The 16,301-nt window shown below is 45.4% G+C and carries 10 protein-coding genes and 1 pseudogene; 4 read left to right on the forward strand and 7 right to left on the reverse strand.

Translation table 11 applies throughout. The features are described from left to right. The 3 genes and pseudogenes from IQQ51_RS27005 to IQQ51_RS11755 form a co-directional block, all read left to right on the forward strand. Nucleotides 1-491, forward strand: a pseudogene (locus IQQ51_RS27005) (chromosome partitioning protein ParB); the annotation flags it as partial. 93 nt (nt 492-584) lie between these two features. Further along, nucleotides 585-2,678, forward strand: a complete 2,094-nt coding sequence (locus IQQ51_RS11750) for a GNAT family N-acetyltransferase (RefSeq protein ID WP_193841166.1) — start codon at nt 585-587, stop codon at nt 2,676-2,678. Nucleotides 2,679-3,097: 419 nt separating this feature from the next. Continuing rightward, a complete protein-coding gene (locus IQQ51_RS11755; RefSeq protein WP_193841167.1) occupies nt 3,098-4,768 on the forward strand; it encodes a DUF342 domain-containing protein in 1,671 nt (556 codons plus the stop codon). A gap of 122 nt (nt 4,769-4,890) precedes the next feature. Here IQQ51_RS11755 and IQQ51_RS11760 read toward each other — a convergent pair whose 3' ends face one another. From IQQ51_RS11760 to IQQ51_RS11785, 6 genes are all read right to left on the reverse strand, one after another. Continuing rightward, nucleotides 4,891-7,005, reverse strand: coding sequence for a type I secretion system permease/ATPase (locus IQQ51_RS11760; protein WP_193841168.1), 2,115 nt, complete (start codon nt 7,003-7,005; stop codon nt 4,891-4,893). 18 nt (nt 7,006-7,023) lie between these two features. Next, nucleotides 7,024-8,934 carry a LapD/MoxY N-terminal periplasmic domain-containing protein gene (locus tag IQQ51_RS11765; protein WP_193841169.1) on the reverse strand — a complete coding sequence of 637 codons (1,911 nt, stop codon included), beginning with the start codon at nt 8,932-8,934 and terminating at the stop codon, nt 7,024-7,026. 5 nt (nt 8,935-8,939) lie between these two features. Further along, nucleotides 8,940-9,608: a transglutaminase-like cysteine peptidase gene (locus IQQ51_RS11770; protein WP_019823329.1), complete on the reverse strand. Its 669-nt coding sequence runs from the start codon at nt 9,606-9,608 to the stop codon at nt 8,940-8,942. A 59-nt stretch (nt 9,609-9,667) separates the two neighbouring features. Beyond that, nucleotides 9,668-11,059, reverse strand: coding sequence for an HlyD family type I secretion periplasmic adaptor subunit (locus IQQ51_RS11775; RefSeq protein WP_193841170.1), 1,392 nt, complete (start codon nt 11,057-11,059; stop codon nt 9,668-9,670). A 112-nt stretch (nt 11,060-11,171) separates the two neighbouring features. Beyond that, nucleotides 11,172-12,458, reverse strand: coding sequence for a sigma-54-dependent transcriptional regulator (locus IQQ51_RS11780; protein WP_061037781.1), 1,287 nt, complete (start codon nt 12,456-12,458; stop codon nt 11,172-11,174). 68 nt (nt 12,459-12,526) lie between these two features. After that, nucleotides 12,527-14,449: a sensor histidine kinase gene (locus IQQ51_RS11785; RefSeq protein WP_193841171.1), complete on the reverse strand. Its 1,923-nt coding sequence runs from the start codon at nt 14,447-14,449 to the stop codon at nt 12,527-12,529. Between the two features lie 167 nt (nt 14,450-14,616). Here IQQ51_RS11785 and pdxH point away from each other — a divergent pair, with 167 nt between their 5' ends. Further along, nucleotides 14,617-15,252 (forward strand): pyridoxamine 5'-phosphate oxidase, encoded by a 636-nt coding sequence (gene pdxH / locus IQQ51_RS11790; protein WP_017061203.1) that lies wholly within the window; start codon nt 14,617-14,619, stop codon nt 15,250-15,252. A gap of 101 nt (nt 15,253-15,353) precedes the next feature. Here the strand turns inward: pdxH and IQQ51_RS11795 are convergent, their stop codons facing one another. After that, nucleotides 15,354-16,136 (reverse strand): helix-turn-helix transcriptional regulator, encoded by a 783-nt coding sequence (locus IQQ51_RS11795; RefSeq protein ID WP_193841172.1) that lies wholly within the window; start codon nt 16,134-16,136, stop codon nt 15,354-15,356. Nucleotides 16,137-16,301: the final 165 nt, after the last annotated feature.

A 16,301-nucleotide genomic window follows, 5' to 3' on the forward strand; every position in this document is an offset into this window, starting at 1 on the left:
TGCAAGCGAAGCTAGATAAAGGTGAAGCTGAAGACCAGAAAGCACTGGCAAAAATGTTCCAGTGCAGTGAAGCTTTGGTGAGTGGTGCATTGAAAGCAGCCGCTTTGCCACTTGAATTGCTACAAGCTTACCCAAATGTGAGCGACCTTGGTCGTCCAACAATTGTTAAACTGCACAAGCAGTTTGGTGGATTGACGAGTGAACAGCAGCAAACACTACTGACTAAGTGTGATGCTTCTGAAGGTTTTGTATGGCAGCGTAGCGAAGCTCAAGGCGTAACTCGTCTAACCAAAGACGTGACAGAAACTCTGGAAGGTTGGATTCTTGAATTGGCGCCAGCGCCAGCGAAGAAAGCTTCTCCAAAAGTTGAGCTTATTAAGGGCCGCGCATCATACAGCCGCAAGGGTTCAAACTTGGCGTTGAACCTTAAGAAAGTTGATGATGCAACAATGGAAGAAATCCTCGCCTTCGTTCAATCGAAGCTCGACTAAGTCGACGACTTTTCATTACTCCTCTAAAGCCGCTTAATGCGGCTTTTTATTTGGCTGTGATAAACTGTGTTTAGATGAATCTGGACGCTAACTATGACAAACCCAACCAACACTTTTCTGCATACACTTTCTAATATCGCTCAACATAACGATCACCGTTACGGCGTGGTCTTTGATGGCGATTTTGATTGGCAAAACTCAGCTGTTTTTACCTTCCTTCAAGACTCACTCACTCCGAGCATCTTCCAGATTGGCGGTACGCCATTTGAAGGTGTGATTCATGCTCCAGTAAAAAAAGGCCAACAACTGCTTGGTCGTGAGTGCCAAGTTCTTGTTTGTGATTTTAGAGAGCAGTTTGATGCGAATGGTTTTAGTGCCGCGCTGGGTTCGTTAGTTGGTGGTGGGCTGTTGTTGGTATTACCGCCAAAAGTTGATGCCTCTGAAGATATCGAGAGCTTTGGTCAACGTTGGTTAAAACGTCATTTTGATAAACTGATTTCTGTTTCACAACACAATGAAGCCGGCGATGTAGTTAAAGCAACTCACGGTCTTCCTCAGATGCAAAGCGCCCAAAACGGATTGGATAAATTTGAACAGCAAAACACGGCTGTTGAATTAGTGAAAAAAGTAGTGTCTGGACATCGTAAACGTCCTTTGATTCTTACTGCGGATAGAGGGCGTGGTAAAAGCTCGACATTGGGTATTGCCGCAGCGCAGCTGTTAGCTGAGCGTCACGGGTTTAATATTATTGTCACGGCACCTTCAGTGAAGGCGGTAGAGCCGGTATTTTCCCATGCTAGCCAAGGGTTGGAATCTTGCGAAGTGATAAATGCTACTCACATTCGTCATCAAGGTGGCAGTTTAAGATTTGTCGCGCCAGATGAATTACTTAAATCTAAGCCAGATTGCGATCTGTTATTGGTTGATGAAGCAGCTGCCATTCCAATCCCAATGCTTAAATCCATGGTCGACATGTATCACCGTATGGTCTTTTCAACCACGGTACACGGTTACGAAGGCAGTGGGCGAGGGTTCGGAATTAAGTTTGAATCTTGGCTTTCTGAGCATCGTCCGGGGTGGAAAGGCTTTAAGCTCGAACAACCGATTCGCTGGAATAACAACGATCCGCTAGAAGCTTGGTTGTTTGATTGCTTCCTACTTGGTAATGACGCATCACTCACTGAATCGGCGGTTGATGAACTCGATGGCTTTTCTACCGAGGCAATCAATCAATTAGACCTGGTCGAGTTATCAAAAGCAGAATGCTTAGCTAATCCTGAGCAGCTACAACAATGTTTTTCTCTTCTTGTGGATGCGCACTATCAGACCTCGCCGAACGATTTAATGCAGTTTCTCTACAACCCAGCAATCCGTTTGTACGCCGCTTGGCAGCAAGATGAATGTTTAGGGTGTATGTTAGTGACGGAAGAGGGAGGTTTGGTCTGCGAGTTGATTGCTCAAATTCAACTTGGAAAACGCAGGCCTCAAGGTCACCTTGCTCCCGTTTTATTGGCAAACCAACTTGGCTGTACTCAGGCGGCGACCAGTCGTTGCCTTCGAATAATGCGCATTGCTGTTTCAACGCGTCATCAAGGTTTGGGTATTGGCCGTTGGATGTTGGCTCAGTTATCACAGCAAACCAGCCAAACAGATTATCTAGCGACAAGCTTTGGCGCGACCAGCGAGTTGATTTCTTTTTGGCGTGGTAGTGAATTTGAAGCTGTGCACATCGGCCACCAGCGAGATCAGGCCAGTGGCTGTCACTCTGTTCTGATGGTTAAGGCGCTTAACTCAAACTCTCAAGGCTGGATAAACCAAGTTCAAAATCACTTCGAGCGTAGCTACTGTTTTCTTGTTTCAGGTTCTTTGGTTTCACTTGAAACCGATATGGTGCGCGCACTGCTGCCAAAGAGTGTCCACACCGTTAGCGAGTTTGAAGCTCAGTTAGTTAGAAATTACGTGAACGGTGGCAACAGTTATGATGCGATCAGCTTCAGCGTACTGAACTTGATTCTACTCAGTAACGATCGAAACATAGGTATTTCTGACTTACTCATTGCAAAGGTCGTTCAACAGAAAGAGTGGGGGACTTGTGTCGAACAGTTTAATCTTGTTGGTCGCAAACAAGCAGAGATTCAGTTTCGTAAAGACGTCGATGCATTGCTAGCAAATTTACACTGTAAATAGATAGGCCATCAATAAAATAGACCGACCGCTACAAATTAGATTTACAGTGTAAATTAGAATCTTGGATTTACACTGTAAACTGAAGCTCCACATTGAAATCCGTTTTTACCCTGATTATCTGTTACATCACTTCTGTTTCATCTCTCCATGACAGCCTTTAATCTTCTAAAGCTATTCGCCTTTACTATCTAGCCCTACATCGAATCAACATTCAATCACACGAAATATATTGAAAAAACTTCCCTATGTATTTGTAAAGGCGAAGCAGATCATAAAATGTGTAAGTCTTATTTATGAGTCATGTTTGCAGAATCGAAAGTAAGTGATGTGACGCTGATTATTCTAATAATGTGATACTCAGCGCAGAATGAATTATATAGACTGAATAACAACTGAGTCATTAGGGATACTCAATTCGAATGTGGGATAACATCGTTACATTGTCGGAAGACAAGCAACAAGTAATGGCATGTCTGCCAACCGGGACTGTGGTTGACGCAAGCTTTGATAACAAGACGCTGCCACCAACCTTGGAAGCTTTGAATGCATCAAACTATTTTCTTTTCGAAGAAGAGGTGTTGCGTTTCGTTACTCTTGCTAAAGAAGGTAAGGGTGAAGCTTATGAAGGTATCTTGATTGCCGAAGTTCGAAATGCCAGTGTTGCGGTCGAACTGTCTGATGATGAGATGTTGGCGAGTCTTGTAGTTACTGGTCCCTATAATGGACACCCACTGCGTGGCAGCGACATCATTCATTGTTTATCTCAAGCTCAAATAACAAAAGGAATAAATAAGTTAGCGCTCAGAAAAGTTCTGATGATGAGTAGCAAACTTAAACCCGGTGAAAAGTTTACTCAGCCCGTCGCTAAAGGGACACAACCAGTAAAAGGTAAAGACGCTAAGTTTGCCGCTTTGGTAGAAGATATTACTCGCCAAGTCTTGAAGCCTCGCAGCAAAGACGAAGGCAAGATTGATATGCGAGACTTAGGACAAACCATTACCGTTGGTCAAAATGATCACTTAATGAAACGTACCCCCGCTACCAAAGGTATCGCTGGCTTTACCGTTCAAGGCCGAATTATCCCACCGCTTCCTGGACAAGACAGTTTAATCAAGCCTGGAAAGGGCACTTACATCTCCCCTGAAGATCCCAATTTACTACTCGCCTCACACCCTGGATTGCCCATCATTAAAGATCGAACCATCGAAGTGGATGACGCCTTATGTGTCAGCAACGTCGATGTCTCAACTGGGCACGTTAAATTTAAAGGTAATGTCTTTGTCTCTGGCAACATCGAGCCGGGTATGATCGTCAAGGCGACCGGAAGTGTTACGGTTGGTGGCTTTATCGAATCGGCCGAAGTTCAAGCCCAGGGGGATATCAAAGTCGCGAAAGGCATTATCGGCCACACGACTAAAGAGGGTGAGCCAAAAAGTTGTAAGGTATTCAGTAAAGGCTCTATCACAGCAAGCTACGCACAGAATGCCGAGCTACAAACGGCCAACGACCTTAGACTTGGTGTGCACAGTATGAGTAATGACATTCGCTGTGGTAACAACCTTATCGTGATGGACAGTTTGAAAAAGCATGGCACGCTCAGCGGTGGTGAAGCCAAAGTCGGCGGGAAAGTAGAATGTGTATTCTTAGGCGTTGAGGGAGACACCGCAACCAAGGTACATGGTTTTGCGCGCTACGATGGCTACCGCCAAAAGATAGCCGAGTTGAAGGAAACTTATAAACACACTCAAGAGCAAACCATGGGTGTGATTCGCCAAGAGTTAGAATTTAAGAAGCGTCCGAAAGCCGAGAGAAGCGAAGAGCAAGCCCTAGAAATTGAGCAGCAACGTGAGAAGAACCACCTCGCAATTGAAAACACAAAGTCGCAGTTAGATACACTCGAAGCGGAGTTTGAAACCAACCTTGCTGAATGCACGGTAGAGGTACACGAAAAAGTGTATACCCGAGTGACGATTCAATTTGGTGATGAGACAGTCACAACCAAGCGAACTCACGGCGGAAGTGTTTTCTCATTCAACCAATACGAGATTCAATGTTCATTCAAGATGGAGCAAGAGGATATTGCTTTGTAGACTTTTGTGCTGAACACAAATTACGTATGGTTAAAGTGCCGATACTGACAAATAAAAAAGGGGAGCTGATGCTCCCCTTTTGGTTTCTACTGATAATGATTTATTTAGGTGGTTTGAGCGTTTTAGCTAACCGCTCTCACTCGGCCTTGTTTAAGGTCTGAAAGAACCTGTGCTTTTGGACCATCTGCAATGATGCAGCCTTTCTCCATTACGATCACTCGATCGACAATGTCCAACATCGACGTTTTGTGTGTAATCAGAATTAACGTCTCGCTTGGTAGCAATTGGTTTAGTTGGTGTTTGATGTGCATCTCTGAACGGTTATCCATAGCACTGGTCGGCTCATCCATTAACAATACTGGCGGGCGTCCTAGGAAGGCTCTTGCAATGGCAATTGACTGACGTTGACCACCAGACAGCAAAGCACCTCCTTCACCCACTTGGCGTTCCAAACCTGCAGGATCTTGTTGAGTAAATGCGGTTACCCCTGCACGGTTTGCTGCATCCATCACGTCACGGTCATCTACTAAAGGGCGACCTAAAGTAATGTTGTCTCTTACCGAACCGTAGAACAGGTTACTGTCTTGCGGCACACAGCCTATATTGCGTCGTACGTCGACATGATGCAGTTGTTCCATATCGGTGTCATCAATGCGTACATGGCCTTCTGTGGGCTTGTAGAGGCCCATAATCAGACGTTCTAGTGTAGTTTTACCTGAACCAATACGACCAATGATTGCCACTTTCTCGCCTGGGCTAATATTGAGGGTTAAGTCTCTGATAGAAGCCAATGGTGAATCAGGGTAGTGGAACGTCACTTTATCTAGCGCGATATGGCCCTGAATAATCGGACGGTGAATGTAGCGTTTACCTTCTTCTTGTTCATCAGGCATCGACATCACTTGTTCAATCAGAGTCATTGATGACTTCGCTTGGTTGTAACGAGTCGAAAGCAAAGACAACTGAACTAGCGGGCCAATCGCTCGGCCGCTCAACATAGTCGCGGCAATCAAGCCACCCATCGTAAGTTCACCTTCTGCTATTAGATACACACCAAAGATGATCATACCAACGTTAGTACTTTGCTGAACAAAGCCGGCGGTGTTTTGGATGCTGTCAGTGATGCGTCGGCTTTTGATATTCCAATTCGCCATGTGAGCAACCGCTTCTTCCCAACGGAATTGGAATTGGCTTTGCGCGCTGAACAGCTTAACCGTCTCTAACCCTGCCAAACTCTCGATTAAGTTCGCGTACTTCTGCGAAGCAAGACGAGAGCCTTCCTCAATGGTACGGCGCAGTGGGCCTTGGATTAGCAATGCATAGACGATCAAAATGACCACGCCAGCAACGGGAACGAATACAAGGTTTCCAGCCATTAGCCAAATGAGCGCTAAGAACATCAGTGCGAACGGTAAGTCGATTAACGAGCCAATGGTTGCAGAGGTAAAGAACTCTCGAATGGATTCGAACTCTTGCAAGTTTTTAGCGAAAGCACCGACAGAAGCAGGCTTCGCTTCCATACGAATCCCCAGTACTTTACTGAACAGCTTGGAGGAAATGAGAATATCGGATTTCTTACCAGCAACATCAATGAAGTAGCTTCTCATCAATTTGAGCAGCAAATCGAATAGGAATACGACAAAGATACCACTCGCTAGCACCCACAAAGTTTCAAAGGCGAGATTGGGTACTACCTTGTCGTACACCAAGCGTGTAAACATCGGCGCGGCTATCGCGAAGATGTTGATCAGAATGGAGGCAATCAACACATCTCGGTAGATGTTTTTAGATTCCCAAATAGTGCTCCAAAACCAATGTCCTTTACGTGTTTTTAGAACCTCTGGTGAACGTTCATCATAGCGGAACTGTTTCTTTACCAAGAAGTAGCGACCGATGAATTGTTCTTTCAGCTCTTCGACAGGAATGATGATTGGCACCATTCCGCTTTCCGCGGTAATGATTTCCGCTTCTTGCTTCTCTAAATCGATACTGTTGAGAACGCACGCCTCACCTTGTTTAAGCAGTAAAACCGCAGGCAGAATCAGGTGAGGGATCTTTTCTAAGTCGGAACGGTTTTCTTTCGCCACCAATCCTGCTCGTTCAGCAGAACGAGGGAATAGGAAAGGGGTTAGCTTTCCATCGGATAGTGGTAGCCCATTGATCAACGCTTCGGGCGAGTTAGCTAACCCGTAATACCGGCTAACGTAGATCAGTGAGTTCAATAGTGGATCTTGCATGTGATATAACCCTTACAACTATTTATCAACAATGAAGCCTTGGAACACTTCTACGTAGTTATCAGACAAGATATCTAGCTGAGTCTGAGTTTCTATTCGAGACGCGATGGTGGTGACGCCTAGGTTGTGAGCGGTTCTAGAGATCGACGTTAAGGTGAACTTCTGTTTTTCGTCATCAAGGTTATGTGTGAACAGGTAATCTAGCTTCACATAGCTTGGACGGTATTCGTTGATGTAATCCAGTGATTGGAAGTTACGTCCGTAGTTATCGACACCAAACACCGCTTCAGCGTTGCGAATGGTGTTACACAATAGTGCCGTGTAGTGCGGAACATTGATGAAGCAGTTTTCTGGAATCTCAAAGTGCAACAGGTGCGCGATTGAAGCATTCTGTTCAAGCGTCTTACCGATCCAACGGATGAAGCTTGGTTGAGAAATACTGCTTGGTGAGATATTAATAGCGACAGGGCTGGTTACTTCTTTTGCATTGAGTTTTTCAACCATCTTCTCGATAACGTATTGGTCGAGAATGTGGCTCATTTCAAGTTGTTCTAGTGCGTATAAGTATTGGTTAGCGCCGTAACGCACGCCATCTTTTTCAATCGCAGAGAACACCTCTTGGTGATACGTTTTACCAAAGGCATTGTTTGCAGCCTGCAGACGGAAGGTAATGAGGTCGTTGATGATTGCTTCTTCAACCAACATACGCCATTGTTGTTTGCCCATTACAGCGCCGTGATCGTCTGCGGTTACGTAGCCGTAAGAAAGCTCTCGGTTCGCCTTGGCACTTGAAAGTGCGTTATCCACCAGCGACATGATTTCAGTACTGGTTTTACGCGTGTTGCTGTATGTCACACCAAGAGCAATGTGTGGGTTCGCAGTGCCTGTTGGGTCTGAACCTAGGCTCTGAATACAGTTTACGATGCTGCTCGCGACAAGTTTCAGTTCGCTCTCATCAATGTTTGGCATGATGAAACCGAACTCGTCACTAGAAATACGGGCGATGGTGATATCTGGTGATGAGATTGAAGCTTGTAGCTGTTCAGCCAGTTGATGAACCAAGGCATCACCTTCTTGATAGCCCTTTTCGTCGTACTCTTCACTAATAAATTCCGCTTTAAGTACCGCTAAACCACCTAAGCTCGACTCTTCTAACCATTGAGTTAACTGAGACATGTAGTAAGCACGGTTACCTAGCTGAGATACAGGGTCGATATACGCTCTTTCACGTAACTTCTGAGCTTCTTTCGCTTGGTTTTTAAATGCCAGTTCAACTTGAGTCGACATGTGGTTGATACCATCGACAACCAAGGTCAGATCTTTTGTCTTTGGACGAGCCAGTGGTTCGCCAAACTGATTCTTAGCGATCTGATCCATCTTAGTAATGATCAACGAGAGTGGGCGTAAAGCACGCTTAAGGATCCAAGAGATAGACACTAAACCGAGCAAGAAGATCGTGCCAAATATGCTCAGTAAGCGGATGAATGCTTGCCAAAGTTGATCGTAGGCAGGGCCTGGGTGACTTACGATCTCGACTTCTGCCAATTGCATCCAGCCACTGGTGATTACGCGACGGTCATGAACTGGCTCGAACAGGTTTAAGTTGGTAAACCACTCTGGTACGCCAGTTGGCTTTACAGGGTATGAGCGGAGAATGTCTTCACCGCTGTCGAGAAATATCAATCGAACGACTGAGTAAGAACTGCCATCAAACAGGGCGTTGATAACAGACTCTACTGCCACCTTGTCCTTTTCTTCTAGGTAAGGGGCGAGAGCCAGTCCAACAGTATTAATGGTATTACTTACCTCAGAGCGTTGCTGCTCCTCTAAGTATCCACGGGTGGTATTGAATTCGATCATAAAAACTGACGTCATCAGCAGTATGAACACTGCAACCATCCCGACCACAAGCTGTTTATATAAAGTCATTGTACCTACTCATCGTAATTGATAATGGGTTTGTTTAATTTTAGAGAGCGCTCACGTGAACGTAAGTCGTTCCATAAGCTCAATCTTGAAGATTTCCCTGCCAACTTGCCGCTGCCTGCTGCCGACTTGATCAACCAAAGGTTTTTACCGTTGAAACTGTAAATTGGTCGTAGATCTGGGCGTTTGGAACCGCGTTTAATTTCAGGGTTTAAGTTGTCCAAAATTAGTGGCTCTGCACTCGGTGTTGAGTAGTACGCCAACACCATGTGGAACTGATTTAGCTCAAGTGCCTTTACGTACACCAATCGTAATTTCTTATCTGGGACGCCCAGTTCAAGTAAAGAGAAGTATTTTGCGATAGTGAAGTCTTCACAATCACCGGCGTTGCTGCCTAAAAATTCCAGTGGTGTTGCCCAGTAGTCATTCTTTCCCCACAGTATGTTGTCATCGACAAAGTACATCTGGTTGAAGAACTGGTTTACCGACCTGAGCTTCTCTTTTTCACTTAATCCGTCGTATGACGTCATATTTGAACGCCACGTTGCCACTCGCTTTCCGGCTCTATCGCCGTAGGTTTTGGTCACCGCATCTATCCACCGTTGGTCGCTCTTGTTGAGCGCCACAGAGGTAAAAGAGGTGAGGACCAGCAGCAATAGCGAAATCCGAGACTTCATAGCCTCTGCTCTTGTCTATTTGCTGTGTATTGAAAGGCGTTATCAAACATCAAACGTCCTTACTCTTTTAGTGCATTGTTTTGAGCGCTTAACAGTGGCTTCAACATGTACTCAAGCACGGTTCTTTTACCCGTGATGATATCGACAGAGGCGGTCATACCCGGAATGATTGGCAACTCTTCGTTCTGTCCAAAATTGTGTTTTTCGGTGCGCACGCGCACGATGTAGAAGCTGTTGCCTTCTTCATCTTGAGTGGTATCGGCACTGATGTGCTCTAACACGCCTTCTAGACCACCGTACTTAGTGAAGTCATAGGCACTGAATTTAACGATGGCAGTCAATTCTGGGCGTAGGAACGCGATATCTTGCGGGGCGATTTTCGCTTCAACCAATAGCGAGTCTTCTGTTGGTACAATCTCAACGATGTCCATACCCGGTTGGATAACCCCGCCGACAGTATTAATACCAAGTGTTTTAACGGTGCCAGTTACCGGAGAAACCACCACGGTACGGTTTACTCTGTCTTCAAGGCCAACGGCCGATTCGGTCATTGCAGATAGCTTGTCTTGGGCTTGATTGAGTTTTTCTTGTTGTTCGGAGCGGAAGTTCAGCGCGGCATCAATACGGCTGAGCATGGACTCTTTGATTGCTGAGCGTAGCAGAGGGATTTTTAGCTCGCTTGAAGTCATTTCTCGGCGAGTGTCGTTCACTTGTCTTTGCAGTTTAAGTAATTCAATTCGTGGTACTACCCCTTCATCGGCGAGAGGTTTGGTGATATCCAGTTCTTGGCGGGCAAATCGGTAACTCTGTCTTAAGTTATCGACACGCGCTTTAATCTCAACTAGGTCTTGCTGTTTCTGTTCAACTTGTTGATCAAAAACGGAAAGCTGGTTTCTCAGATTATTGAGATCTTGACGATATTCTGCTTTTTGACGATTAACCAATTGAGGTTGAAGTTCATAGAATTTAGGTGGGAACGCAAGCTTGCCATAATCGAGAGTGACACTTTTCTTCCATTCTTTTTCAGAGAACTCTTCGTTGATGACAACACTGGTCAGGGAAGCGGAAAGCATTAACACGTTGGCGGTCAAGTTCGCGACTTGTTGTTCACGTTCGCGGAAGTCAGAACGGAATCGTGTATCATCGATCAATAGTAGTTGTTGACCTTTTTGAACGCTTTGGCCTTCTCTAACTAAGATCTCTTTAACCAAGCCACCCTCAAGGTTTTGCACCACTTGGATCTGAGAGGAAGGGATCACTTTGCCTTGGCCAACGGTAACTTTGTCGATCTCTGCCCAGGCAGACCACCCAATAGCAGCAATAAAAAACAGAACGATCACCCATAACATAATACGCGCACTGGTGGGCGTATTGAGGAGCAGTGCCGCTGTTTTATCATCGACATACTCAAGCTCGGTCTCGTTCAATTTGCTGAAATTTTTCTGACTCATAACAGTCCTTGTTCGCTAAATAAAAGTGCAAGCCTATTGAGTGTATTCTTACTTCTGATAAATGTTAAGATTTTGTTCCTTTAAATCTTTGAATTTATATATTTTTTAAGACCTATCGGTTCTTGAAATCCGTTTTATCGAGCTGGTGCTTTCTTAGTTTGTCATACAGTGTTTTTCGCGATACCTGCAGCTCTTGTTGTACCTCTTTTAAACGACCTTGATGGCGATGTAGTGCCTCAATCAAGATAATTTGTTCAAAGCTATCGGTGCGTTGGTTTAACGACTGTTGTTGCTCTTCAATGCTCATATCGAGTTCATTTGGCTCATTAGTATCGCTGTCGAGCGACGGCTGCTTAATTTGAGTCAGCACTCTGAGTTCAGCATGTTGGCGAAGCTGACGAATGTTCTCCGTCCAATGCGTTGCAATGAGTCGCTGAATCTCTTTTTCTGTAATGACGGGTGGCGGCAGTTGATAGCGACTGGCTGCACCACGAGCAAAGTGTTTGAACAAAGAGCCAATATCTTCCGTTCTTTGCGCCAAGGGTAGTAAATTAAATCGGCGCAGTTCACCTGTAATTGTAGTAGGAACTACTGTAGTTGCGATAATGATACAAGTTGCATTGGTCTTGCATGAGTTTTCACGAAGTAGGGTGGGTTTTAAGTTCGCTAACCACTGCCATTGATCTTGAGTTAATGCTTCTGTTTCATGGATATAGAGTGTTCCACCCTGATGCTTCAAGAACAATTGCAAAATAAACTGATGGAATGTCGCTTCGTCACTGCGTGGCAAATTAAATGCTGCGACAGGGCAAAGCTCTGCGGTTTGATGACTGTGTAAATCATGGGTGTATTGTGCAGTGACCCTTTTCCCCGTCCCTAAATCACCAACAAACAATAGAAGTGGGTTGGTTTTGGTATCTAGGGTGATCAATTCTCGGCGCAATGCCTGCATCGATGGAGATTGACCAATCAGTTTTGGGCCAACCTGATTTTGCATTGCCAACTCTTTGCGCAATAGGTTGTTCTCTTCAACCAGTGCTAGTTTATCTGCGGCTTTTTTAACGGCAGTGAGTAGGGCATCGACCACAAATGGCTTTTCCAGAAAATCGTAAGCGCCGGCTTTCATTGCGGATACCGCGGTTTGCACGTCACCATGCCCAGTCAGCACGATGACCTGAAAATGAGGATTTTGGCTCAGTAACTTTTGCGTTAATTGAATGCCATCCATCACTGGCATGTGAATATCGGTGATGACAATTCCGGCTTGCGTGGTATCTATTTTCTTTAATGCCTCAATAGCATTGGGAAAGCAGACGATATCGATGCCTTCAATGAGCATGGCTTGTTCTACGGAGTCTCGAATGGCGGGTTCATCGTCGACAAAATAGAGTTTAGGCATAGAGTGCAAAAGTCGAGTCCTTAGCTGTAGGTGAGATTCGTTTTCTAATCAGCGATAACAACGGCGTGTTAACCCTTATCGTTATATAACGGGATGCTTAGCGAGAATACCATGCCTGAAGGCTCTAACCGGTTCGCGCTGATCGTGCCGTGATACGCTTCAATAATCCGTTTCGATATTGAAAGCCCTAGCCCTAAACCTTCCGGTTTGGTGGTAAAGAACGGGTCGAACAGCTGTTTTAGTTTGTCATCCGGCATGCCAATTCCGTTATCCCAAATGATCAGCTGACAAGAGTTGTGATGCAGTTGCCATTTGATGCCTATCTGTGGGCTAGCCTGTTGGTCAACGCTTTCCAGGTTTTGTTGCTCCTGTAAGATTTTCTGTTCAAGAACTTGCTGTTGCAGCGCTTGAGTCGCGTTGTGAATTAGGTTCACCAGTACTTGTTCGAGTTCGGTTGGATGAATCGCAATATTGATGTCATCTGGCACCGTGCTTAGCCTCAGCGTAATGCCTTGCTTGATCATCAGCGCACTGAGAATGCTGGTGGCATTGTTGACCGCTTGGTGCAGGTTCGCCACATGATGCTCTTGTTTAGTGACCTTGCGAGTAAAGACTTTGAGTCGCGCGATGATGTCGGTAATGGTGTTGTTGAGGCCAATCATTTTCTCAAGATTGCTTTTCACTAAATCGGTTCGTTCCATTTCAAGCAGCTTTAAGCTGTTTTCACTGTAGGTTCGCAAGGCTGCAAGCGGTTGGTTGATTTCGTGGTTAATGCTGGCTGAGAGCTCACCGAGTACCGCTAATTTCGCGGTTTGTGTCAGCTCTTGTTCTGTCTGCTTCAACTTGGACTGCGACTCTTGGTATTGAAAAAGGGTTTGTTGCAGCTGTTGATTGGATTGCTTCAAGTATTGGGTACGTTTATCTACGGTTTGTTCTAGGTTTTGGTTGAGTCGGGTCAACGCCACTTTCGCGAGATAAGTCTGGCGCCACGACCAAGCGATGAGTATCACCAAGCTGTAAATCACCACGAAGATGACATCGATCTGCAAGATTTTAATAAGTTCAGCTCTGGTCTCTTTTAGGGCGACAACTTGGTACTGGTTGTTGCTGATGGTAGCGGGGTAAAGATTAAAAGCACCAAGCTTGAATAACTGGTTGGCGGTGAGCTCTTTTCGGATTTCATTGGATTGAACGTTGCTAGATTGATTGGCGTTGCTAGCTTCTGACTGAGAGCTTGAAGGACGAAAGGCTTCGATGATCGAAATTTCGCTTTGACCGTATTGGCGTTGAAGTGCGATATCCGTTTGTTGTTGCTGCGTTAATGGCAACAATGAATGATAAAGCCATGGAGCTTGGCTTGATAGAAACACCACTTGGTTCGAGTCGAGTACTACGATCTCAAAGTCGTCGCTGGTCAGGATGTTTTCGAGGTTCTCTAAACTCACTTTTACGGTGATAACGCCAACTATTTCCTTGTTGATATACAGAGGTGAAGATAGAAAATAACCGCGTACGTTCGAGCGAGCGCCTAGCGCGACATATTGTGTGTTGTTACCTTGAATGGCAGAAGCAAAGTAGGGACGAAACGAGAAGTTCTCACCTACAAAGGTACGAGGTTGTTGGTAATTACTGGAAGCGACTACAGTACCACTCGGGTCATGAATATAGATGGTGTCGGCTTGGCTTTGATTCGACCATTCAAACAGTAATTGATTGAGCTGCGCAGCGGAAATCTTGTCTGATCGTTGTGATGAATCAAAATAAGAGAGCAAGCGCGGGTCATGGCTGAGTAAATCTGGGATTTGTTTGAATTTATCCAGTTCAGAATCAATTTGTAGATTGGCTTTATTCGCCGCTTCATCGAGTTGCTGAGTGACGATTTTTTCTTGGAATTGCACTGCCATAAAGTGGGTTGCGGTCAGCCCTGCAGCTCCCAATAACAATGAGAATAAAACAAAGGGCGTCATTAGGTTAGGCAGTATTTTGGTCACTCGGATCTCTGCTTGTCATCGGTTTGTATAAAGATTATCAATATGATGGAGAGAGTACCGAGATCTTGTTAACACAGAGCACCTTCTGTGAGACAAAACCATGGCTTAGACTTGTGTTTCAAAGGATTACGGCGCAAAATCACAAAAAAATTAAAAGGAGCAACCAAATGGAACTGACAGATATTCGTCGCGAATACGCTAAGGGTGGATTGAGACGTAAAGACTTGGCCGCAGACCCGATTGAGCAATTCAATCTATGGCTAGAGCAAGCCATTGAAGCGAAGTTGACGGACCCTACTGCCATGACAGTTGCTACGGTTGATGAAAATGGTCAGCCATTCCAACGCATTGTTCTGCTGAAGAATGTTGATAAAGACGGTTTCGTTTTTTACACCAACTTAGGTAGCCGTAAAGCGCACCAGCTTGAGCACAACAGCAAAATCAGTTTGCACTTCCCTTGGCATCCACTCGAGCGACAAGTTCATATTACAGGCACGGCTGAAAAGCTGACGGCTATGGAAAATATGAAGTACTTCTCGTCACGTCCAAAAGAGAGCCAATTGGCCGCGATTGCAAGTAAGCAGAGTAGCCGCATCTCAGCTCGTGGGATTTTAGAAGGTAAGTATCTAGAGCTTAAACAGAAGTTTGCCAAAGGCGAGATTCCTGTACCTTCTTTCTGGGGTGGCTTCCGAGTTCGTGTTGATAGCATTGAGTTCTGGCAGGGTGGTGAACACCGCTTGCACGACCGTTTCTTATTCTCACGCCAAGACAACAGTTGGGATATTGATCGCCTAGCGCCTTAGGCTTGTTGATCGCTTAGCTGCTTAACAGATCCAAAAATGCCGTTGATTAGACTTATCAAATCAACGGCATTTTTTGTCTGCATTTTCAGTTGAACAGTCAATCAGTCACTGTGCAGAACAACGGAGATCTGTTTTTTGAGCAGAGTTTCTGGGGTCACTGAGCCTAATCCTGAATCCAACGCATACTCAATCAATTGGCTTTTACTGCGTGCATCAAACTTCTGTTTCAATCTGGCGACATGACCTTCGACCGTTTTGATTGAAATGTTTAACGTCGACGCGATGTACTGTGGTTTCTTGCCGAAAAGCAGTAAGAACAGCACCTCTGATTCTCTTGAAGTCAGCCGTTTTTGCAGCTTAGACACGCGCGGCTCTGACCCCGCAAGCGATGCCTGATCGCCTTTTGTCCCTGTGGCCTGACAAACCCAATGACCAACCTCTAAGATCGCGGTATCGGTAAGCTCTTGGCCATAGAAGATGGTGCCTTGGACGTTGTCGTCATCATCAAGCCAAGGGGTTTTGGTAAAGATATGGGCGTGCCAGCGTCCGTCTGGATAGGGGTGAATATCGAGAATCTTAAGGGTACTGCGTGTATCCATCACATGTTTGTCTTGAGCTCTGAAATCTTGTGCGCACTCAGTGGTTTGACTGGGCATGTCGAAGTCGGTCAAGCCAGTACAAGTCTCATTGGGGTTTAAGCCAATCAATTGGTTGTAAGCAAGGTTGGCGTACACGAAGACCGAGTCAGTATCTTTGCAGCCCCAGCAGCCTGGAAGTTGTTCGAATAAAGAACGATGTATGGAGTTGAGTGGATCTGGCAAGGTTTTATCTCGTATGCTGAGGTATGGCAATGATATCAGTTTCTTATAGCGCTGCAATGGCAATTAGAGTACGAAAAATAATGGGTGACTGACAGTTAAACGGACTGCTGTTTAACTGTGTCAATCACGGAGAATCGATGGGCATAAAGGGTGATAATCAGGCAAAAAAAAGCCAGCCTGAAGAGGGGCTGGCTAAAGACAAGATATGCCTTGTCGACATGTAGAAGA

The sequence above is a fragment of the Vibrio sp. OPT18 genome, from assembly GCF_015163615.1.
In the GTDB taxonomy this organism is placed as follows: Bacteria; Pseudomonadota; Gammaproteobacteria; order Enterobacterales; family Vibrionaceae; genus Vibrio; species Vibrio coralliirubri.